The sequence below is a fragment of the Ruegeria sp. BJ5 genome, assembly GCF_056537865.1.
Map to the genome: position 1 here is coordinate 83,627 of NZ_JBQFSH010000003.1, position 19,575 is coordinate 103,201.

The 19,575-nt window shown below is 62.5% G+C and carries 20 protein-coding genes; 6 read left to right on the forward strand and 14 right to left on the reverse strand.

The window, feature by feature from the left end; all coding sequences use genetic code 11:
• Positions 1–5: 5 nt before the first annotated feature.
• The 7 genes from ACR0NY_RS11065 to ACR0NY_RS11095 are packed head-to-tail and all read right to left on the reverse strand — an operon-like array spanning position 6 to position 6,509.
• Entirely contained in the window at positions 6–899 is an 894-nt protein-coding gene (locus tag ACR0NY_RS11065) for a homocysteine S-methyltransferase family protein (RefSeq protein WP_170341341.1), read from the reverse strand.
• Between the two features lie 12 nt (positions 900–911).
• Positions 912–1,964, reverse strand: a complete 1,053-nt coding sequence (locus tag ACR0NY_RS11070) for an alcohol dehydrogenase family protein (RefSeq protein ID WP_170341339.1) — start codon at positions 1,962–1,964, stop codon at positions 912–914.
• 12 nt (positions 1,965–1,976) lie between these two features.
• On the reverse strand, positions 1,977–2,453 hold the full coding sequence (locus ACR0NY_RS11075; RefSeq protein ID WP_170369204.1) for a cupin domain-containing protein: 477 nt from the start codon (positions 2,451–2,453) through the stop codon (positions 1,977–1,979).
• 15 nt (positions 2,454–2,468) lie between these two features.
• A complete protein-coding gene (locus tag ACR0NY_RS11080; protein ID WP_170369203.1) occupies positions 2,469–4,916 on the reverse strand; it encodes a GcvT family protein in 2,448 nt (815 codons plus the stop codon).
• Between the two features lie 15 nt (positions 4,917–4,931).
• Positions 4,932–5,312: a GFA family protein gene (locus ACR0NY_RS11085; RefSeq protein ID WP_170369202.1), complete on the reverse strand. Its 381-nt coding sequence runs from the start codon at positions 5,310–5,312 to the stop codon at positions 4,932–4,934.
• A 4-nt stretch (positions 5,313–5,316) separates the two neighbouring features.
• Positions 5,317–5,940 (reverse strand): LysE family translocator, encoded by a 624-nt coding sequence (locus tag ACR0NY_RS11090; RefSeq protein WP_170369201.1) that lies wholly within the window; start codon positions 5,938–5,940, stop codon positions 5,317–5,319.
• On the reverse strand, positions 5,940–6,509 hold the full coding sequence (locus ACR0NY_RS11095; protein ID WP_093964278.1) for a helix-turn-helix domain-containing protein: 570 nt from the start codon (positions 6,507–6,509) through the stop codon (positions 5,940–5,942). Before ACR0NY_RS11095 ends, ACR0NY_RS11090 begins: the two co-directional genes overlap by 1 nt.
• 116 nt (positions 6,510–6,625) lie before the next feature.
• Here ACR0NY_RS11095 and ACR0NY_RS11100 point away from each other — a divergent pair, with 116 nt between their 5' ends.
• Positions 6,626–6,898 (forward strand): DUF1294 domain-containing protein, encoded by a 273-nt coding sequence (locus tag ACR0NY_RS11100; protein WP_170369200.1) that lies wholly within the window; start codon positions 6,626–6,628, stop codon positions 6,896–6,898.
• A gap of 38 nt (positions 6,899–6,936) precedes the next feature.
• The gene (locus tag ACR0NY_RS11105; RefSeq protein WP_170341329.1) at positions 6,937–7,833 is read left to right on the forward strand and encodes a cation diffusion facilitator family transporter; all 897 of its coding nucleotides are present in this window, start codon (positions 6,937–6,939) and stop codon (positions 7,831–7,833) included.
• Positions 7,834–7,838: 5 nt separating this feature from the next.
• On the opposite strand, the gene ACR0NY_RS11110 is transcribed toward ACR0NY_RS11105, so the two are convergent.
• Together ACR0NY_RS11110 and ACR0NY_RS11115 are read right to left on the reverse strand one after the other, a co-directional pair.
• A complete protein-coding gene (locus ACR0NY_RS11110; protein WP_170369199.1) occupies positions 7,839–8,294 on the reverse strand; it encodes a GAF domain-containing protein in 456 nt (151 codons plus the stop codon).
• Positions 8,295–8,367: 73 nt separating this feature from the next.
• Positions 8,368–9,540: an acetyl-CoA C-acyltransferase gene (locus ACR0NY_RS11115; protein WP_170369198.1), complete on the reverse strand. Its 1,173-nt coding sequence runs from the start codon at positions 9,538–9,540 to the stop codon at positions 8,368–8,370.
• 101 nt (positions 9,541–9,641) lie between these two features.
• On the opposite strand from ACR0NY_RS11115, the gene ACR0NY_RS11120 reads away from it, so the two are divergent.
• The 3 genes from ACR0NY_RS11120 (at position 9,642) to ACR0NY_RS11130 (ending at position 12,228) form a co-directional block, all read left to right on the forward strand.
• Complete coding sequence (locus ACR0NY_RS11120) at positions 9,642–9,980, forward strand: STAS domain-containing protein (protein WP_170369197.1); 339 nt, start codon at positions 9,642–9,644, stop codon at positions 9,978–9,980.
• 20 nt (positions 9,981–10,000) lie between these two features.
• Positions 10,001–10,462, forward strand: coding sequence for an ATP-binding protein (locus ACR0NY_RS11125; protein ID WP_170369196.1), 462 nt, complete (start codon positions 10,001–10,003; stop codon positions 10,460–10,462).
• Positions 10,463–10,650: 188 nt separating this feature from the next.
• Positions 10,651–12,228 carry a gamma-glutamyltransferase family protein gene (locus tag ACR0NY_RS11130; RefSeq protein WP_170341322.1) on the forward strand — a complete coding sequence of 526 codons (1,578 nt, stop codon included), beginning with the start codon at positions 10,651–10,653 and terminating at the stop codon, positions 12,226–12,228.
• A 24-nt stretch (positions 12,229–12,252) separates the two neighbouring features.
• On the opposite strand, the gene hspQ is transcribed toward ACR0NY_RS11130, so the two are convergent.
• Complete coding sequence (gene hspQ, locus ACR0NY_RS11135; protein ID WP_170341320.1) at positions 12,253–12,579, reverse strand: heat shock protein HspQ; 327 nt, start codon at positions 12,577–12,579, stop codon at positions 12,253–12,255.
• Positions 12,580–12,767: 188 nt separating this feature from the next.
• Here hspQ and ACR0NY_RS11140 point away from each other — a divergent pair, with 188 nt between their 5' ends.
• Complete coding sequence (locus ACR0NY_RS11140) at positions 12,768–13,349, forward strand: transglycosylase SLT domain-containing protein (RefSeq protein ID WP_093964271.1); 582 nt, start codon at positions 12,768–12,770, stop codon at positions 13,347–13,349.
• 12 nt (positions 13,350–13,361) lie between these two features.
• Here ACR0NY_RS11140 and ACR0NY_RS11145 read toward each other — a convergent pair whose 3' ends face one another.
• From ACR0NY_RS11145 to ACR0NY_RS11160, 4 genes are all read right to left on the reverse strand, one after another.
• Positions 13,362–13,958 (reverse strand): LolA family protein, encoded by a 597-nt coding sequence (locus ACR0NY_RS11145; protein ID WP_170341318.1) that lies wholly within the window; start codon positions 13,956–13,958, stop codon positions 13,362–13,364.
• A gap of 39 nt (positions 13,959–13,997) precedes the next feature.
• Complete coding sequence (locus ACR0NY_RS11150; protein WP_170369195.1) at positions 13,998–16,901, reverse strand: DNA translocase FtsK; 2,904 nt, start codon at positions 16,899–16,901, stop codon at positions 13,998–14,000.
• Between the two features lie 13 nt (positions 16,902–16,914).
• Positions 16,915–18,096 (reverse strand): aminotransferase class I/II-fold pyridoxal phosphate-dependent enzyme, encoded by a 1,182-nt coding sequence (locus ACR0NY_RS11155; RefSeq protein WP_170369194.1) that lies wholly within the window; start codon positions 18,094–18,096, stop codon positions 16,915–16,917.
• A gap of 109 nt (positions 18,097–18,205) precedes the next feature.
• Complete coding sequence (locus tag ACR0NY_RS11160) at positions 18,206–19,534, reverse strand: amidase (RefSeq protein ID WP_170369193.1); 1,329 nt, start codon at positions 19,532–19,534, stop codon at positions 18,206–18,208.
• Positions 19,535–19,575 lie beyond the last annotated feature (41 nt).

Consider the following 19,575-nt stretch of genomic DNA (forward strand, 5'->3'; position numbering starts at 1 on the left):
GCCACTCACACGATCCTGTGCCCGGCCGAGCGCAGGGCGTTGGCCAAAGCTTCGATGTGCTCAGGGCCCACTTCGCAGCATCCACCGATGATCGTGGCCCCTTGGTCAACCCAACTCATCGCATGTACGGCATAGGCCGACGGGCCCAGATCGTGGCGCGCCTCCAGCGCGTCGACTGTCGGAGCGTCTTTCAGGAAGCCGTCGGAAATCCGGGTGAAACCATTCGCGTAGGCACCGTAAGGTCTTTGAAGTGTCGCAAGGATCTCCAGCGCCGCGGGCACCGCCTCGGGCCGGGTGCAATTGATCAGAACCGCCTGGGGATCGAAGCGTTCGACCAGTGGCGCGATCGCGCCCAACGGTTCGCCCGACCTCAGCCGCGTACCGTCCTCGTCCATGACCGACAGGGCCAGCCAGACCGGCTTGCCACAGCCTTCAGTTCCACGCAGCGCGCCTTCGGCCTCGGTCACGGACGAGACGGTTTCGATCAGAAACAGGTCCACCCGGTTCTGCATCAATCGCACCAGTTCCGAGAATTTCTGCGCGGCCTCGTCGGGATCGGGGTTCAGATCGGGGCGATAGGTGGCCAGCAAGGGGCCCAGCGCACCGGCGATACGCCCCGCCCGCCCATCGCGCGCCAGTTCGGCCTGTGTCAGAGCCGCATCAATAAGTTGCTCCAGCTGGTCCTCGATCCCCGCTCGTACGAGGCGAGAGCGGTGGACGGCATAGGTGTTTGTCGTCGCAACGGTTGCCCCGCGGTCAAAATAATCCCGATGGATGTCTCCGACCAACCCAGGTTCGTCGATCATTACGCGGGTTGACCACAAGGCGGTTGGCTGTTCGCCACGACGTTTGACCAGCTCTTGACCGATCGAACCATCCAACAGCGTGATGTCTGCCATCTCGGTGCCTCCTTACGGTATGAGAACCAGCTTTCCGGGCAGGGTCTTTGATTGAAAGTCCGTCTGCGCCTGCACGATCTCGCGCAGCGGGTACGTCTTGGAAATCAACGGCTTGATCCGACCCGCGTTCATCAACTCGACCAGTCGGCCGAAGACCTCGAAAGCCTGATGGGTGCAGCCGTGGATCGTGATGTCACGCAGGTAGATTTCGCGCAGATCAGCCTGCACGATCGGGCCGGCGATGGCCCCGGACACGGCATATTGGCCGCCCGGCTTCAGTGCCAGGATCAGGCCGGGAAAGGCCGGGCCGCCAACCACGTCGATCACCACGTCAAAGCTGTCCTGCGGCAGCGGCGCGTCGCGCTCGAACGTACCAGCCGCACCCTGCGCCCGCACCACTTCGGCCTTGGCCGCACTGGTCACCCCCCACACGGTTGCTCCCCGCAGGGCTGCCAATTGCACGGCCGCCAGCCCGACGCCGCCCGAGGCGCCGGTGATCAGCACCTTGTGCCCGGCAGTCACGCCCGCGCGGGTCAACAGGTTCTCGGCCGTGCCAAACGCACAGGGGATGGCGGCGATTTCCACATCCGACAGCGGTGAGGCGGTCACGTCATAGAGGTCATCCGCCTCGAGCAGGCAGTATTGCGCAAAAGCCCCGTCGATCTCGGACCCCAGCGCGATGAAGCCTGTCGGGTTACCCGGGCGCGGGCGCGGCAGGTTGATCGGGCAGGTCACGCGTTGCCCCGGTTTGAAGCCGGCACCCGGCCCGATCTGCTCGACTATGCCGCAAAGATCTCCGCCTTGAATGCGGGGGAAGGACAGCGCGCCGCCCCACCCGCCGGCTTCGACCTCTTGGTCAACCGCGTCCGTCGCGCCGGTGACGTCCGAGGAATACCATCCGATCCGCGTGTTGATGTCGGTGTTGTTGACGCCCGCCGCAGCCACGCGGACCAAAACCTGCCCGGGCCCGGGTACCGGAACCGGAATATCCTCGCGCCATTCCAGAACTTCGGGGCCACCGTGACCCGTCAGAAAGACACCGCACATCGTCTTTGGAGCATTCATTTCGCTGGCTTCTCAGGTCTGGTCGTCGGGATGGGGTGGAACCGGCCCCATCGGCACGATGTCGTAGCGGGCATTCAGATCAGCCATCTTGGCCTCGTCCTCAAAATCTGCCTGGGTCATGGTTGCCAGTTCCGCAAGGAAACCGTCAAACCCGGAGGGTTGAAAGATCATGAGCATCCGTGCCGGTTTGTCGTCGGCGACGCGGCAGGCATGCGGCACACCCGGCGGAACATGCATGGTGGTGCCCGGCGTGCACAGGTGCCAATCTCCGTCGACGTAGAAATCCACGGCGCCCTCGAGGAAATAGAAAGTCTCGGCGTGGCTGTCGTGGCGATGAAGGCCAAGCGCGAAGCTGGCCTTCAAGTTGTCTTCCATCAGGGTGTAGGCCCCGCCCGTGTCCTGACCGGAAACCTTCACGAAGGTATGGTCATTCTCCCAGTCATAGTTGGGACCCTCACCGGGTCCCTGCTTGGAATATCGCGGGCGCATATGGGCCTCCTTGTTTCAGGCGCGCAGCCGCTCGTTTGCGGGATCCCACAGCGGCTGATCCTCCTGTACCACGGCGCGACACTTTTCGCCGTAGATTTCCACCTCAAGCTCGGTGCCCGGGTTGGCCAGATCGGCCTTGATCATACCCAGCGCGACGGACTTGCCGACACGATAGCCCCAGGCGCCCGATGTGGTCTCGCCCACGATCTGGTCGCCCTGCCAGATGCAGGACATGTAAGGCGCATCGCAGCCACCGGCCTCGACGACCAGCGTGACGAAAGACTTCTTCACTCCACGCTGCTTTTCCGCCAGCAACGCGGTCTTGCCGGGGAAATCCTGCGGCTTGTCGAACTTGACGAAGCGCTCCAGCCCGCCTTCGAGCAGCGAGTAGTCGGTGCTGAGATCTCCCTTCCACGCGCGGTATCCCTTTTCGATGCGCAGGCTGTTCAGCGCATACATGCCGAACGGCTTGGCCCCGGCGGCAAGGATCGCGTCATAGATCGCGGGCATGTGCTCGTTCAGCGCATGCACCTCCCAGCCCAGTTCACCGGCAAAGGACACACGGATCAGGTGGGCGGGCTGTCCGGCCACGGTGGCCGCCTGATGGGTCAGCCAACCCAGCGAGAGGTCGGCATCGGTCAGACCCGACAGGATCTCACGCGATTTCGGACCGGTCACGATCAGCGTGTCGCGGGTGGTGGTCACGTCCTCGACCGTGACACCCGCGGGCATCGCGTTCACAAGGATGTCGCGGTCGTGCCATTGCGCGGTGGCGGCGGTGATCATCACGAACTCATCCTCGCCCAGGCGCATGCAGGACATCTCGGTCAGGATGCGGCCGCGATTGTCGGCGATGTAGACGAGGTTGATCCGCCCCACCTTGGGCAGGCCGCCGGTGACCAGCCCGCGCAGCGCCTCGGCCGCGCCTTCGCCCTTGACGACAAAGCGCGAGAAACCCGGCAGGTCGAGCACGCCGCAATGGTCGCGCACGGCCTCGCATTCTTCCTTGATCCGCTGCTCCCACGGACCCGAGCGGCCCCAGGTGTGGGTGCTTTCCTCGGAGGTGTCGTCACCCGGCTGCGCGAACCAGTTGGCGCGCTCCCAGCCGTTGTAGACGCCCATGACGCCGCCCAGTTCCTTGACCTTGGCATGCACGGGCGACAGCTTCTTGTCGCGCGCGGCGGGCCATTCGTGATGGGGGAAGTGCATGGCGTATTCGTTGCCGTAGACCTCCATGCCCTTCTGGTTGCAGTAGTCCTGATCGGTGTAATCGGTGTAGCGTCGCGGATCGACGGCCCACATGTCCCATTCGGTGGCACCATCCACGATCCATTCGGCCAGCACTTTGCCTGCACCGCCGCCTTGGGCGATGCCGAAGGTGAAGGTATGCGCCTCGAAGGCGTTCTTGACGCCGGGCATCGGCCCGATCAGCGGCAGGCCGTCGGGCGCATAGGGGATCGGCCCGTTGATCACGCGGCCCACGCCCGAGGTCGCCATCAGCGGCACCCGCTCCATCGCGTCAGTGACGATGTCCTCGATCCGGTCCAGATCGTCGTTCCACAACTGGAAGCTGAAATCCTCAGGCATCGGGTCGTCCTCGGTCATCCAGTGGCCCTTGCAATTGGGCTCGTATGGGCCAAGGTTGAAGCCGTGCTTTTCCTGTCGCAGGTAGTAGGAGATATCCACGTCGCGCAGCAGCGGCAGCTTGCCACCGTTTTCCTTGGACCAGGCTTCGACCTCGGGGATCTCGTCGGTCAGCAGGTACTGGTGGCTCATGACCATCGCGGGCACGGTGCGGCCGCCAAAGGGTTTGAACCATTCGCCCACGCGCTGCGCGTAGTAGCCGGCCGCGTTGACGACATAGTCGCAGTCGATGTCGCCTTTTTCGGTGTGGACGGTCCAGGTGCCGTCGTCATGCTGGGTCACGCCGGTGGCCGGGCAGAACCGGATGATCTTCTGCCCCATGTCGCGTGCGCCCTTGGCCAGCGCCTGGGTCAGCTGCGCCGGGTCGATGTCCCCATCGGTCGGGTCATACAGAACGCCCTCAAGATCATGAGTTTCCAAGAACGGGTAGCGTTCCTTGGCCTGCTCCGGCGTCCACATTTCCATCGGGATTCCCTGGTAGCGGCCCATCGACATGGCCCGCTGGAACTCCTGCATCCGCTCTTTGCTGTGCGCCAGACGGATTGATCCCGACACGTGGTAGTTCATCGGGTAGTCGACCTCTTCGCCAAGACGTGAATACAGCTCGGTCGAATAGCGCTGCATGTTCATGATCGCCCAAGAGGTCGAGAAGGTCGGCACGTTGCCGGCCGCGTGCCAGGTCGAACCTGCGGTCAGCTCGTTCTTTTCCAGCAGAACGCAGTCGGTCCAGCCCTTTTTGGCCAAATGGTACAGCGAGGACGCCCCTACGACGCCGCCACCGATGATGACCACGCGGGCCTTGGTCGGAAAATCGCTCATGTTTCTAGATCCCTGTCATTGTGCCCTTTGGGGCAGTTCATCCGTGATGTCGTAGTAGTCGCCCTTGTCCGCCACGAAGATGTGGCGAGCCAGTTTCAACTGAGTGGGCTGGTCCAGTGCACCCATCGAAACCGAAATCGTGTCTTCGTCCTTGTGCTGCCAGAACAGAAAGCTTCCGCATGCCTTGCAGAAACCACGCCGGGCCGTGTCCGAAGCCTGAAACCATCCCAAAGTATCGCTGCTATTCACGGTCAGGTTGTCCTGGTGGGTCGCGGTCGAGGCCCAATAATGCCCTGACTGCCGACGGCATTGCCCGCAGTGGCAGGCCGAGGGCGGTGACAGCTCTCCGTTGATCGTGAAGGCCACCGAACCGCAAAGGCACGATCCTTTTTGCATGGCTCTATCCCTTTCCTGCAGGTGTCGCGCTGGTTCCCAGCAGGACGCCATAAATGATGAAACAGGTGGCCATGACGCGGCGCACCCAGACGTTGAACACGGCGCCCAGTGCCGCCCGCCCCATCACCGCACCCAACAGTGTGAACCCGGTGTAGCTGAGCGTCGTGATGATCAGCGCCGTCGGCATGATGATCGCCATTTGCTGCCAGATCGGCACATCAAGCTGCACGAACTGGGAAAACGCGGCCAGGTAACCTGCGACGCTCTTTGGATTGATCGTGGCGACGGCCAAGGCATGGAGATAGACACGGCGGGCCGGGCGCTGGCTGGCCGGCGCGGGACGCGCGGCGTTCATCCACCCCCGGAGTCCCATCCAGATCAGGAACCCCGCCCCGATCAGCTTGGCCACAAAAAACCCGGTTGGCGAGGCCGCGATCAGGGCTGTCACCCCCAGAGCCGACAGGATCAGAAAGGCGCTGGCCTGGGTCAGGATCGCCAGAACCCCAAGCATCGCCTTGGGAAATGGCAGGCTCATCCCGTTCGAGATGCAATTCACCGCATTCGGACCCGGCGTGGTCACGAACACCACCCAGAACATCGCGAATATGGTCCAGGCCTCAAAGCTCATCAGTACACCGGCGGAGCGATCACCCAGACGGCCACGGCGGGCTCGTCGTAAGGGTTTGCCCATTGGTAGGGTTCGTGCTTGATCCGAAAGCTGTCCCCGACGCCGACGGTGAAATTTCGGCCTCCGATCGTCAGGTCGAGACGGCCCGAGATCATGTATCCAACCTCTTGCGTCGGACGGTTGGCCGGGGTCTGCATCCGGGAATGGGGCTCAAAGGTGGAATGCACCATCTCGAAATCATCGGTCAGGTCAGGTGACAGCAATTCCTCGATCAGCCCTTCCTCGCCCGACCCCATCGGCCGGCGCGAACCGGCGCGCACCACATAGCCCTGTTCCTCGGCCAGAACGCCGGTGTGGGCGAACAGCATCGACATTGGCACGCCCAGGCATTCCGCGATCAGGCGCAGATCCGATATCGACGGAGCAGACAAATCGCGCTCGACCTGGCTAAGCCAGCCCACCGACCGGTCCAACCGCGAAGCGATATCGGTCAGCGTCAACCCGCGCGCCTTGCGCAGCGCGCGAATGTCCGCCCCCAGCGTCGCAGCGATATGGGCCTGATCGTTCACGCTTTCCCCTCCGAGTCATGAAATTTACGTCACATTTTTCACGATGTCCCGAATCGGTGAAAATTCCAAGATATTTTTCACTACCGGTCCCGATCCTTCCACGCTATGGCTGCGGAATGTGGATCGTCATTCTGTATTTCTGGGCCATCAACGCGTTGACTTTGCTGGTGTTCGGCTGGGACAAGCTGCGGGCGATCCGACGCAGGCGGCGTGTCCCGGAGAAGTGGCTTTTGCGACTGGCGCTGTTGGGCGGCAGCCCCGCAGCTTTGTTGGGTCGCTGGATATTCGGGCACAAGACCCGAAAAAAGCGGCTGACGACTCTGCTGTGTGCCATTGCGGCTCTGCAGGCGGGCGCGATCTACCTGTTCCTCACCTACAGTTCTGTTTGAAACTGGCAATTGGCAGTGCGATCGGGCAATGGTTGCACATGATTGACAGAACTTCGTCCCAGGCGCTGGCCATCGGGTCAGTGGCGGTGTCCCTGCTGGTGCTGCTGCTCAAGGTCCTGGCATGGCATTTGACCGGGTCGGTCGCTCTGTATTCCGACGCAATGGAGTCTTTAGTCAACGTGGTTGGCGCGCTGCTGGCGTGGTTTGCCATTCGGATGGCAGAGCGTCCTGCCGACAGCAATCACCCTTTCGGGCATCACAAGGCCGAGAACTTCTCGGCCATCGCCGAGGGGACCCTGATCGTTCTCGCCGCAATCCTGATCATTCAGGAAGCCTGGGGCGCCTTGTTCGCCCCTCACCTCGACCAGCTCGGGCCGATCGGGCTGGCCGTGAACGCCGCGGCCATGGTTCTGAACCTGGTCTGGGCACGCGTGCTGATCTCGGCGGGTCAGAAACGGCGCTCGCCGGCCATGACGGCCAATGGGCGCCACCTGATGACCGATGTCTGGACCTCGGCCGGGGTCTTGTTGGGACTGATCCTCGTATTGCTGACAGGCTGGGCCGTTCTGGACCCGCTGCTGGCCATTCTGGTGGCCGCAAATATTCTGCGCGAAGGCTGGAAGGTCATTTTCCATTCGGCCGGAGATCTGATGGATTCAGCGGCCCACACCGAGGACACGGACATCATCGAGGCCGCCGTTCGGAACTCGTCTCAGGGAGCCTTGCAGATCCACGATCTGCGCACCCGACGGGCCGGCAAAGCCGTGTTCATCGAATTTCATCTGGTCGTCGATCGCAACATGACAGTCGGTGACGCCCACGACATCTGTGACGCGATCGAAGATGCAATCGCCGAAAAGCTGCCCGAGGCCCGGACCATCATTCACGTGGAGCCGGACTCTCAGCTCAAAGCCTCGGGAATCGAACCGGAATAAAGGTTCTACTGACGCCCGAAAACCTGCGCGAGGATATGCGACAGCCCATCGGCATCGGCTTGTTCGAACGCATCGGGCTGATCGCTGTCGATATCAAAGACCCCGATGACATGCCCCGCAGAGTCCCGCACCGGCAGAACCAGTTCGGACCGGGTCGACGAGGCGCAGGCAATGTGTCCCGCAAACGCATCCACATCCGGGACCAGCTGAACCTCTCCGGTGCGCGCCGCTGCCCCGCAGACCCCGCGCGAGAACGGAATGACCAAACAGCCGTGCCCGCCTTGATAGGGTCCGATCTTCAACAACTCCGGCTCGGTCACACGGTAAAACCCTGTCCAGTCAAAGCGGTCGTCGCTGTGATGCACTTCGCAGGCGACGGTGGCCATCAGAGCGACCTGATCAGTTTCACCTTCCGTCAGGGCTTGGATGGTTTTGGACAAGAGCGCGTAGTCAGCTTTCATGGGGTCATTTCCAATGTGCAACCGGGCCGCAACCTCTGCGGCCCGGCTCAGCTAATGGCAAAATGCCAAAGCGTCAAACCCGCTCGATCGCGATTGCGGTGCCCTCGCCGCCTCCGATGCAGATCGCGGCCACTCCGCGCCTCAGGCCACGCTTCTCGAGTGCATTTAGAAGCGTCACCATGATACGTGCACCTGAGGCACCGATCGGATGACCGAGGGCGCAGGCGCCTCCGTTGACGTTGACCTTGTCGCGCGGCAGGCCCATTTCGTGCATGAAGGCCATCGGAACAACGGCAAAAGCCTCGTTCACTTCCCACAGGTCCACGTCGTCCTTGCTCCAACCGATCCGTTCCAGCAGCTTCTGCGCGGCCGGGACCGGAGCCGTCGTGAAAAGGCCTGGCGCCTGGGCGTGGCTCGCGTGGCCCAGGATGCGGGCACGGACATTCAGGCCGCGCGCCTCGGCCGTGTCAGCCGCGGCAAGAACCAGCGCCGCCGCGCCATCCGAGATTGACGAGGAATTGGCCGCCGTCACCGTTCCATCCTTGCGGAATGCCGGCTTCAGCGTCGGTATCTTTTCCGGCCGCGCCGATTTGGGCTGCTCATCCGAATCCTGGATGATCTCACCTTTGCGGCTTCGGACCGTGACGGCTGCGATCTCGTCCGAGAAGGCTCCGCTGGCCTGCGCTTCGAGCGCATTCGACAGCGACTTCAACGCGTATTCGTCCTGCGCCTCTCGGGTGAATTGATAAGCCTCGGCGCAATCTTCGGCAAAAGTGCCCATCAGGCGGCCCTTGTCATAGGCATCTTCCAACCCGTCCAGGAACATGTGATCCACCACCTGGCCGTGACCGATACGAGCCCCGCCGCGCATCTTGGGCAGCAAGTAGGGCGCATTCGTCATGCTTTCCATTCCACCCGCAACCATCAAGTCTGCATGGCCAAGCGCGATCTGATCGAACGCCATCATCGCCGCCTTCATGCCCGACCCGCACATCTTGTTCAGTGTGGTCGCAGGCACCTCTTCACCCAGACCTGCCGCAAACCCTGCCTGCCGCGCCGGAGCCTGCCCCTGACCGGCGGGCAGAACGCAGCCCATCAAAACCTCGTCGACCGTCTGCGTCTTGGCGTTTTCAAGCGCCGCACGAATGGCGACGCCACCCAGTTCCGCCGCAGGCACGCCGTCGAACACTCCTTGAAACCCGCCCATCGGCGTCCGGGCCGCACCAGCGATCACAACCTCTTTCATGTGACGACTCCTCCTTTTTGTCGAGTGCTTGGATACCGAATGGTAAGAAACGCCGTCTAGCGTATTTCTACGATCGATCGACGGAATCCGAGGGTAGTCACGTGACACTGAGCAGCAAAACGACAGGCGAGACGCAGATCATCACAGTCGACGCCGCCCGCATCGACGCCGCCATGGCGATACAGTTCAAGGAAGACATGCGGACCCAAACCGCAGATGGCACCGGTCGGATCATCCTGGACCTGTCTGCGGTCGAGTTCATAGACTCCAGTGGATTGGGCGCGATCGTGGCGTCCATGAAGCAGATTGGAAATGGGCGCAGGCTGGAACTGGCGGGATTGCAGCCTGTCGTGGCAAAGGTTTTTCGGCTGACGCGGATGGATACGGTTTTCAAACTGCATCCCAACTTGGATGACGCGCTGGCCTCCGAATTGGAGTGAAGCGCCAGGGGGCAAATGGCGTGACAGTCAACTGCGAAGACGGCCGACTCGAAGTGGCGTTCCCTGCCGTCGAAGCCGAGGCCAGCCGCGCCATCGCTTCGCTGCACGCGGGGCTGTCAAATTTCGGTTTGCCGGGGCAAAAGACTGCGGACATCAAAATCGTGTTGGCCGAGGCGATCAACAATGTTGTCGAGCACGCTTACGCAGAGCGCGCGCCCGGAATGGTCCGGGTTTCCATGCTGGATTCCAAAGATCATCTGGAGGTCCAGATCGCCGACACTGGGCACCCCTTGCCCGGCTTGAAGATGCCTGATGGCATTCCTGCCAGTGTGGAAACCGATACTTCAAATCTGCCCGAAGGTGGATTCGGTTGGTTCCTGATCCGCACATTGGCCGACGAGGTGCGGTATGACCGCAGAAATGGCCAGAACCTGCTATTCTTGCGGTTTGAGCGCACAAAAAAAGCGGATCGGCCACAATAACGCCCAGATCGGACCATTGTCGCGCCGCAAACGATGGGCAGAAACAAGGGGTAGCTCAGATAGCTTCCCTCGGCGCCATGTGTCACAGCCCCCACCCAGTGAACGGCGCCGAGGACCTTCTCCTTGAAATGACTGGACATCAGCCATCGGCACCCTAGTGTCGACCCGTTCAGGAGGAGACCCATTCCATGCGCGATTTCCATGCCCCCGGCCGTTCCGAGGTTTTGTCGACCGAAGGGATGTGCGCAACCTCGCATCCGCTGGCTGCAAAGGTGGCGCTGGACATTCTGGGCCGCGGGGGAAACGCGATGGACGCCGCCATTGCCGCGGGCGTGCTTCTGGGCATCTGCGAACCGCAGATGACAGGTCTGGGTGGCGACTGTTTCGTTCTTTTCAATCGCGCGGGCGAAACGACGGTTCGCGCGCTGAACGGCTCTGGGCGGGCGCCCGCTGCAGCCTCGGCCGAAGATCTGCGGGCTCGTGGGTTGGCTACGGTGCCACTTGACGGCCCCGAAGCGGTGACAATCCCCGGCGCCGTCGACGCATTCTGCCACCTGTCAGAAGCCGAGGGCCGATTGGGGATCGAGGCCCTTCTTCAACCTGCAATTCACTATGCCGAAACGGGCGTTCCAGTTGCACCCCGCGTTGCGCATGACTGGTCGCTCGGGGCCGAAACACTGCAGGGCGCAGCGCGGGATCACTATCTGATCGACGGCCGCGCCCCAACGACAGGTCAGATGTTTCGCGCTCCGGGTCAGGCAGAAGTCCTGCGTCGCGTGGCCCGAAATGGGCGTGACGCCTTTTACGAGGGCGAAATCGCCGATGACATGCTGGCTGCCTTGAATTCCCGAGGCGGGATTCATTCGGCCACCGATTTTCACGACACAAAGTTCATCGAAGCCTCACCGGTTGGAGGTGACTACCGCAACGCTGAACTGCTTGAACATCCGCCGAACGGACAAGGCGCGACTGCGATCCTGCTTCTTAACATCCTTAAGCATTTCGACATTGCCGGCATGGACCCGTGGGGCGCCGAACGGGCGCATATCGAAGCCGAGGCGACCAAGCTGGCCTACGATGCACGCAACCGGTTCATCGCCGACCCGGATCATACGTCGCGCATGGAACATTTTCTGGCGCCGGAAACGGCGGCAAAGCTGGCCGAGCTGATTGATCCCCGGCGCGCCATGACCGCCGCCGCCCCGCTGACCGAAGCGGTGCACAAGGACACGGTTTATGTCACGGTCGTCGACCGCGATCGTATGGCTGTTTCTCTGATCTATTCGATCTTCCACAGCTTCGGATCGGGCATCGCCTCGGAAAAGTTCGGCATTCTCCTGCAGAACCGCGGATGTGGTTTCAACCTTGAACCGGGGCATCCGAACGAGCTAGGCGGCGGCAAGCGCCCGATGCACACCATCATTCCCGCGATGCTGAAGCAAAACGGCCAGATTGCCATGCCGTTCGGCGTGATGGGCGGGGCCTATCAGCCGACGGGCCACGCGCGCCTGGTTTCCAACCTTCTGGATTTCGACTTGGGGCTGCAGCACGCCGTCGACGCGCCCCGCGTTTTTGCCGACGGTTCAATCTTGAAGATCGAACCCGGCTACGATCGCAGGATCGCGCAACAATTGTCAGACTTGGGTCACAATGTCGTCGATACGGAAACACCTTTGGGCGGTGCACAGGCGATCCGAATCCATCAAAGCGGAGTATTGGAAGGCGCTAGCGACCCCCGAAAGGACGGCTGCGCTTTGGGTTACTGACGCCGCAACGGCGTCAGCACCGCATCAGTTCAGTTGGAAGTGCAGCGGATAGCTGCCGTCCTGAAACGGCCCGAACATGTTGGGAATGTCAGGATGATCAACAGGTTCGCCTGACTGGTCGGCAATCAGATTTTGCTCTGATACATAAGCCACATAGAAGGATTGATCGTTCTCGGCCAGCAAATGGTAGAACGGCTGATCCTTGATCGGGCGGCTGTCTTCGGGAATTGCCTCGTACCATTCCTCGGTGTTCGCAAATTCCGGATCCACGTCAAAAATCACCCCTCGGAAGGGATGTTTCTTGTGACGAACCACCTGGCCCAGGCGGTACTTTGCATGTGTCTTCAGCATTGTTTCAGCCCCCAAGGCACTTACTAAACCTTTCCGCCGGCAATTGCCAATCATTGATCTGAAATTCCCGGAAACAGTCTGTGAACCTATGCCTGACAGTCGGCGGCCTGCTGCACAGTTTCTTATACGATTGTGATTTCCTCAGCCTGCAATCTGCGCTAGAATAAAGAAAAAAAGGCACGAGGCACATGAGCAGAAAACTTCTCGTACTCTTCGGGGTGCTGTTTTTGGCATCCTGTGGGGGCGGCGCACAGCGTCCGCCCAGCAACCTCAATGACGCTTGCGCCATCGCGCGCGAGCGGCCGGACATGATCAAGGCGTTCAAAAGCACCGAACGCAAATGGGGTGTCCCGGTTCATGTCCAGATGGCAACCATCTACCAAGAAAGCCGCTATCGTCACGACGCGCGGACGCCCCACAAATATGTTCTGGGGGTTATTCCGATGGGCCGTCAGAGCAGCGCCTATGGCTTCAGCCAGGCCCTCGACGGAACCTGGGAAGAATATCAGCGCGAAACTGGGAAGCGGCGCGCCAAGCGTGACCGCATTCGTGACGCGTCAGATTTCGTCGGATGGTACATGAACAAAAGCAGTCAGAAGATCGGCATCTCGACCAGCGACACGCGGAACCAATATCTGGCGTATCACGAAGGTCGCGCGGGTTACGCACGCGGCAGCCACTACGGTAAAACATGGCTGTTGAACGTAGCCAACGACGTGGATGCACGTGCGCAGATGTACCAGGCGCAGCTGTCCAGCTGCCGCTACTGAAAGAGCCGCGGGTCAGCGGTTTTCTGACCCGCGCCGCGCCTTGTTCGAAAACAGGTCACTGTCGATTCTGACATCTTCGTTGAGGGGTCCCAGCAGCACCGTGGTTTGACCCCCGGCGTTGTCGTAGATGACCCATTTCCTCAACTCGATCGGATTTGCCGTGAACATCAGCTCGATCCGTCCGGACTCGGGGTTTTTCGGGTCCTGCGCGGTGACGACCGTGGCTGTGCCATCAAATGTGTGGCCGACCACCATGTTGGCCTGCGACAGGTTCACGTTGCGCGCCAGAACCAGCGACAGCGGCGTGCGCTTCAACGGGTACTGCTCGGGCGGCTGGTTTGATTTGGGGTCGAACACCATCACGGTGCCGGCATTAGCCAGCACGACCGCACTGTTGGGCGGATCGTATTCGAACCGCATCTTGCCGGGGCGCTGCAGCCACAGCTTGCCGGTACTCAGCGATCCGTCATCGTTGACTTGGGTAAACGTCGTCTGAACGGCCTTCAATCCGTTCAGATAGTTCGAGATCTGCGACAAGGGCAGCTTGTCGGCGGCCCAGGCTGCCGGGGCAGTCAAAGCAAGGGCAAGGGCAAAGGCAATCTGTTTCATGACACACAGATATGCGCTCTGCCCTTGTTATTAAATATCCTACTGTTCCGGGACGAGGATTTCGCGTTTGCCCACGTGATTTGCTGCCGAAACAACGCCTTCGTCCTCCATCTGCTCGACCAGCCGCGCGGCCTTGTTGTAGCCGATGGCAAGTTTTCGCTGGATGTACGAGGTTGAACACTTGCGATCCTTGATCACGATGGCAACCGCCTGATCGTACAGGGCGTCCTCACCATTGGTGTTGCCGCCGGTATTCAGGCCCAGAACCGCGTCGATATTGTCGGCCTTGTCCTCGGACGGTCCATCCAGCACGCTGCCGACATAGTCCGGCGGACCATACTGCTTGAGGTGGTTCACCACCTCCTCGACCTCTTCATCGGACACGAACGGCCCGTGGCAGCGGGTGATCTTGGCTCCGCCAGCCATATACAGCATGTCGCCCTGCCCCAGCAGCTGCTCGGCCCCCATTTCCCCCAGGATGGTCCGGCTGTCGACTTTCGACGTCACCTGGAACGAGATCCGGGTCGGGAAGTTAGCCTTGATCGTACCGGTGATGACGTCTACCGAGGGCCGCTGCGTGGCCATGATCAGGTGGATGCCCGAGGCCCGTGCCATCTGCGCCAGACGCTGGATACAGGCCTCGATCTCCTTGCCCGCGACCATCATCAGGTCGGCCATCTCATCGACGATGACGACGATATAGGGCATGGCCTTGGGTTCGAATTCCTCGGTCTCGAAGATCGGCTCTCCGGTTTCGTCGTCGAACCCGGTCTGGACCGTGCGGCTGAACATCTCGCCCTTGGACAGCGCGTCCTTCACCCGGCCGTTGTAGCCGGCGATGTTGCGCACGCCCATCTTGGACATCTTGCGATAGCGGTCCTCCATCTCGCCCACGACCCATTTCAGGGCGACCACCGCCTTTTTCGGGTCGGTCACCACCGGCGACAGCAGGTGCGGGATGCCGTCATAGACGGAAAGTTCCAGCATCTTGGGGTCGATCATGATCAGGCGGCACTCATCCGGTGTCAGCTTGTAGAGCAGCGACAGGATCATCGTGTTGATTGCCACCGACTTGCCCGAACCGGTCGTCCCGGCGATCAGCAGGTGAGGCATCTTGGCCAGGTTGGCCACGACCGAGTCGCCGCCGATATCCTTGCCCAGCGCCAGCGGAAGCGCATGGGTGCCGTCGCCGAAATCGCGGCTTGCCAGGATTTCGCGCAGGACCACCATCTCGCGGTTCTCGTTGGGCAGTTCGATGCCGATGACTGAGCGTCCGGGCAGGGTCGAGACCCGCGCCGACAGGGCCGACATCGACCGGGCGATATCATCCGCCAGCCCGATCACGCGGCTCGCCTTCAGGCCCGGCGCGGGCTCCAACTCGTACATCGTGACGACGGGGCCGGGGCGGACACTGACGATCTCGCCCTTGACGCCATAGTCATCCAGCACGTTTTCCAGCATCCGCGCGTTTTCCTCTAGCGCCTCGTCGCTCAGGTGATGGCGCGGGATGCCCGACGGGTTCGTCAGCAGGCTGAGCGGCGGCAGTTCGAAATCCGTGTGCCGCTCTTCGAAGGACAGGCTGGGCTGAGCCTCGGCCTGAGCCCGTCGCGAGGGCAGGACATTGCGCCGGACAGGCTGCGCGACAACTGGCTTGCGCGGTTCGGCAACCGGGATCTTCATCGCCGGACGCGCCTCGGCGATTGGGTCTTCTGCATCCTCGAACACCTGATCGTCGTCGGCGTCCAAAGGCGAATACTCTGAGACCTGGTCTTCGGTGAACGTCTCAATTTCCGCATAAGGCTGCGCTGGCTGACTGGTCAACGGCGGCTCGGGCGGAAGCCCGGCAGCAGTCAGTGGAGGCTCGGTCGGAAGGTTGCCCGCTCGCGGCGCATTCAGGATCAGCGGGTCGGGGCCACGGCCACGCCCCTTGGTCAGCGGGCGGTTCGGATCGGGCTCGGGCGCGATTTCACCGGTGGCGACCTTGCGGTTCTGGATCACCGCGGAAATCTTCGAGCGGATCCGGTCCTCACCCGGCATCTCGTCATATCCGGTGACAGGTTCCGGGTCGACCAGTTCGGGTTCGGGCATCGGCTCGGGGCGGCGGATCAGGCCGGGCATGCGCGCAAGCAGGCCCGTCTTGACGGGTTTGGGTGCTGCGATCTCGGGCTCTTCAAAGACCGGATCGGCATAGGCCAGTTCATCCTCAAATTCGGCGCCAGCGGCCTGGGTTGCCTTGCGTTCCTGCCATTTTTCCCGGCGCGCCTGTGTGGCCCGGGCGGTGGCCGACGCCCCCTGCCCCAGCGCGGTCATCAGCATGTCATAGGCCATCACCAGACCCAGCAGGAAAGCCCGGAACCCGCGCCGGACATCCGACTTGGTGAAGCCCAGAACAAAAACGCCCAACGCCAGCATACCGGCCGCCATGGCCAGCGACATCAGCTTGACCATGAAATGCGACGAGATGGGCAACAGCGTCAGCAGCGCCCCCATCACCGTATCGCCGAACAGGCCGCCCAGGCCAAAGCTGTGCGTCGCTCGCCATTCAGCTCCGGGCACCAGCGTCGCGGCATAGACCGAAAGGACGGCGATCCAGATCGGCGCGAAAATCAGGCGGGCCACGGCGCGATCCTCGCCGAAATGGCCGGCGAACCGCACGCCCCAGCCGACCAGCACCAGCGCGATGCCAAAGCTGCCCCAGCCCACGATCATGAACAACGGCGCGGCGATCGAAGCGCCGAACCGGCCCAGCCAGTTCTGCACCGGCGCGTCGGTCGAGACCATCCAGTTCGGATCATCCGGCGTGTAGGACCAGATCATCGCCGCGGCGGCCAGGCCGGCCAAGATCAAGGCGATCCCGATCAGTTCCTTGCTGCGCCGCTCGATCGCGGCCTGGGTGGTGCTGTCCAACAATGGGTCGCGGTTGCGCGCGTTGTAAGATGCCATGTGCCCTCGTACCTCACGAATAGATGCAGTCGCGGAGCGTGATCAGCCCGCGCTGCATCTCTGTTTTTGGGGCCACCATCGCGACCCTGATAAAGCCTTTGCCCGGGTTCTGCCCCGGATCCCCTTGTGAAAGATATGCGCCCGGCAGGACCCGAACCCCGGTTTCCTGCCACAGCTTCAATGCCGCCTGCTCGCCATCTTCGACAGGCAGCCAAAGAAAGAACCCCGCCTCGGGCGGCATATAACCCTGAACGCCCGCGAATACCTGATCGGCGATGGCGTATTTTTCCTGATACAGCGCGCGGTTTTCCTGAACATGCGCCTCGTCGGCCCAGACCCTGGCCGCGGCGGCCTGCAACGGCGACGGCAAGGGCGCCCCGGCATAGGCGCGCAACTGCTTGACCCGCTTGATGCTTTCCGGCCCGCCCGCTATCAGCCCCGACCGCAGCCCTGCCAAGTTCGACCGTTTCGACAGCGAGTTGAACAGCGTGATCCGCTCGGGGTCGGCGCCCAGCTCCTGCGCGACGGTCAGGATGCCGGTGGGCGGCGTATCGCGGAATATCTCAGAATAGCACTCGTCGGCGAAGATGCGGAAATCATACTGCTCGGCCAGCCGGATCAGCTCGGCCCAGTAGTCGCGCGGGGCGACGGCCCCCTGCGGGTTGGCGGGCGAACAGATATAGGCCACGGCGGTGCGGTTCAGCACATCTTCTGGCAGGCTGGCATAGTCCGGCAAGTGCCCGGTGGCCGCGGTGGCCGGCACGAAATACGGCTGCGCCCCGACCGAGATCGAGGCCACCATGTAGACTTGGTAGAACGGGTTGGGGCACAAAACGATCGGCTGCTGGCCGTTCTTCTGCTCGGGGCACAGGGCCATGGCGACGTTGTACAACCCCTCGCGCGTGCCGTTCAGCGCCATGATGTTGGTCTCGGGGTCCATCCGCACGCCATAGCGGCGGTCGATCCAGTCGGCGATGGCCCCGCGCAGCGCGTCCGACCCCTCGTTCGGCGGGTATGTCTGGAACCCGGCGGCGTTTTCCACGATGACATCGGTCACCCAGGGCGGAAAGTCATGCTTGGGCTCGCCAATCGTCATGTGCACGACATCGCCACCCGGCGCGTGATGGTCGAGCAGGGCGCGTAGACGCGGAAAAGCATAAGCCGGTAGGTTCGAAAACCGCTCGGGGAAATTCATGACTGCTGCCTCGATACCGGGATCATTGGCGCCCCGGTTTTCCAGCAGATTACAGGCCGAACCCCCGCGCGTCCAGACAAAGAGGTTCCGAATCAGGGGATTGTGGCATTCAGGTCAGAACCACCTCGGCCGCCGCACCCAGCCGCAAAAGCGCCTCTTCCGAGCCCGGATAGCCCAGCATCATCAGCCCGCAGGACGGTGTCGAAGTGGGCAGCGACAGCGCCGCCAGCCCCATCAGGTTGCCGATCCGGGTATTGCGCAGGGCCAGAAGGTTCTCGGTGACGTAGTAGTCATGGTCGTTCATCAGCCGGTCCAGATCCGGCGGCAGGATCGGCGCGGTGGGGGCCAAAACCGCGTCGAAGCCGGCGGTGGCCGCGTCCCAGACCGACCGGCAGGCCTTCAACCGAGACCACGCGGCCACGTAATCCGGGCCGGAATGCCCCTTGCCCGCGCGGAACCGTTCAAGGATTTCGGGATACATCGCCTCAGGGTTGGCCTCGATCACGTCGCGCCACAGGCCATAGGCTTCGGTGGTGTAAAGGACACCGGACAGGCCCATCGCCTCGGCCAGTTCCGGCACCTCCAGCGGCACGATCTCGGCCCCGGCATCTCGCAGGCGGTCCAGCGCCTCGGCATAGGCCTGGCGTGGTGCGTCGCGCAGATCGTCCTGCGCGATTGTCTGCAGATCCGCAAACCGCCGCCCCTTCAGGCTGGCGCCCCGCAGATCGGCCGGCGTTCCGCCCTCCAGCAGCGCCAACATCTGCGCCGCATCCTCGACCGACCGAGTCAGCGGGCCGACCGTGTCGAACCGCAGGCACAAGGGGACCACGCCCTCAAGACTCAGCCGACCCGAGGTGGTCTTCAGCCCCACCAGGTCGTTCCACGCGGCCGGAATGCGCACCGATCCGCCCGTATCCGAGCCGATCCCGCAGGCTGCCAGACCAAAGGCCACCGAAGCCGCTGCGCCCGAAGACGACCCGCCCGGAACCGCCTTTTCGTCATTCACGCAGGGCGGCGTCGCGGTGACGGGGTTCAGGCCAAGGCCCGAGAAGGCCAGCTCGCTCATATGCGTCTTGCCCAGACAGACCGCGCCCATGGCCGTCGCGTTGCGCAGAACGGTTGCGTCATGGTCGGGAACCCGGCCGCGCAGCAGGGCCGATCCGGCCTCGGTTCCGATCCCGGCGGTGTCGAACAGATCCTTCCAGCTGATCGGCACCCCATCCAGCAGGGACCGGCGCAGCCCTTGGGCCGCCCGTTCCTTGGCTGCGCGGGCTTCGGCGCGGGCGCGGTCATGCGTGACGCGGGCATAGATGCGGTCGCGGTGCGGATGGGCGTCGATGGCCGCCAGATAGACCTCGGTCAGCTCCTCGGGATCGATCTGACCCATGCCGATCCCCCGGCCCAGGTCACATGCCGTCATGGTCAGCCAGTCCTGCATCTTTGCCCCCTTGTCGGAAAAATTCGTGTTTCGGCGACGGT

What these genes read in the sequence shown, in the direction of transcription:
- ACR0NY_RS11085 (WP_170369202.1), bottom strand. Translation starts at nt 5,312, where the DNA reads ATGCAAAAAGGATCGTGCCTTTGCGGTTCGGTGGCCTTCACGATCAAC.
- ACR0NY_RS11140 (WP_093964271.1), top strand. Translation starts at nt 12,768, where the DNA reads ATGAGCAGAAAACTTCTCGTACTCTTCGGGGTGCTGTTTTTGGCATCC.
- ACR0NY_RS11070 (WP_170341339.1), bottom strand. Translation starts at nt 1,964, where the DNA reads ATGAATGCTCCAAAGACGATGTGCGGTGTCTTTCTGACGGGTCACGGT.
- ACR0NY_RS11155 (WP_170369194.1), bottom strand. Translation starts at nt 18,096, where the DNA reads ATGAATTTCCCCGAGCGGTTTTCGAACCTACCGGCTTATGCTTTTCCG.
- ACR0NY_RS11150 (WP_170369195.1), bottom strand. Translation starts at nt 16,901, where the DNA reads ATGGCATCTTACAACGCGCGCAACCGCGACCCATTGTTGGACAGCACC.
- ACR0NY_RS11080 (WP_170369203.1), bottom strand. Translation starts at nt 4,916, where the DNA reads ATGAGCGATTTTCCGACCAAGGCCCGCGTGGTCATCATCGGTGGCGGC.
- ACR0NY_RS11145 (WP_170341318.1), bottom strand. Translation starts at nt 13,958, where the DNA reads ATGAAACAGATTGCCTTTGCCCTTGCCCTTGCTTTGACTGCCCCGGCA.
- ACR0NY_RS11130 (WP_170341322.1), top strand. Translation starts at nt 10,651, where the DNA reads ATGCGCGATTTCCATGCCCCCGGCCGTTCCGAGGTTTTGTCGACCGAA.
- ACR0NY_RS11115 (WP_170369198.1), bottom strand. Translation starts at nt 9,540, where the DNA reads ATGAAAGAGGTTGTGATCGCTGGTGCGGCCCGGACGCCGATGGGCGGG.
- ACR0NY_RS11110 (WP_170369199.1), bottom strand. Translation starts at nt 8,294, where the DNA reads ATGAAAGCTGACTACGCGCTCTTGTCCAAAACCATCCAAGCCCTGACG.
- ACR0NY_RS11075 (WP_170369204.1), bottom strand. Translation starts at nt 2,453, where the DNA reads ATGCGCCCGCGATATTCCAAGCAGGGACCCGGTGAGGGTCCCAACTAT.
- ACR0NY_RS11090 (WP_170369201.1), bottom strand. Translation starts at nt 5,940, where the DNA reads ATGAGCTTTGAGGCCTGGACCATATTCGCGATGTTCTGGGTGGTGTTC.
- ACR0NY_RS11160 (WP_170369193.1), bottom strand. Translation starts at nt 19,534, where the DNA reads ATGCAGGACTGGCTGACCATGACGGCATGTGACCTGGGCCGGGGGATC.
- ACR0NY_RS11065 (WP_170341341.1), bottom strand. Translation starts at nt 899, where the DNA reads ATGGCAGACATCACGCTGTTGGATGGTTCGATCGGTCAAGAGCTGGTC.
- ACR0NY_RS11105 (WP_170341329.1), top strand. Translation starts at nt 6,937, where the DNA reads ATGATTGACAGAACTTCGTCCCAGGCGCTGGCCATCGGGTCAGTGGCG.
- ACR0NY_RS11100 (WP_170369200.1), top strand. Translation starts at nt 6,626, where the DNA reads ATGTGGATCGTCATTCTGTATTTCTGGGCCATCAACGCGTTGACTTTG.
- hspQ (WP_170341320.1), bottom strand. Translation starts at nt 12,579, where the DNA reads ATGCTGAAGACACATGCAAAGTACCGCCTGGGCCAGGTGGTTCGTCAC.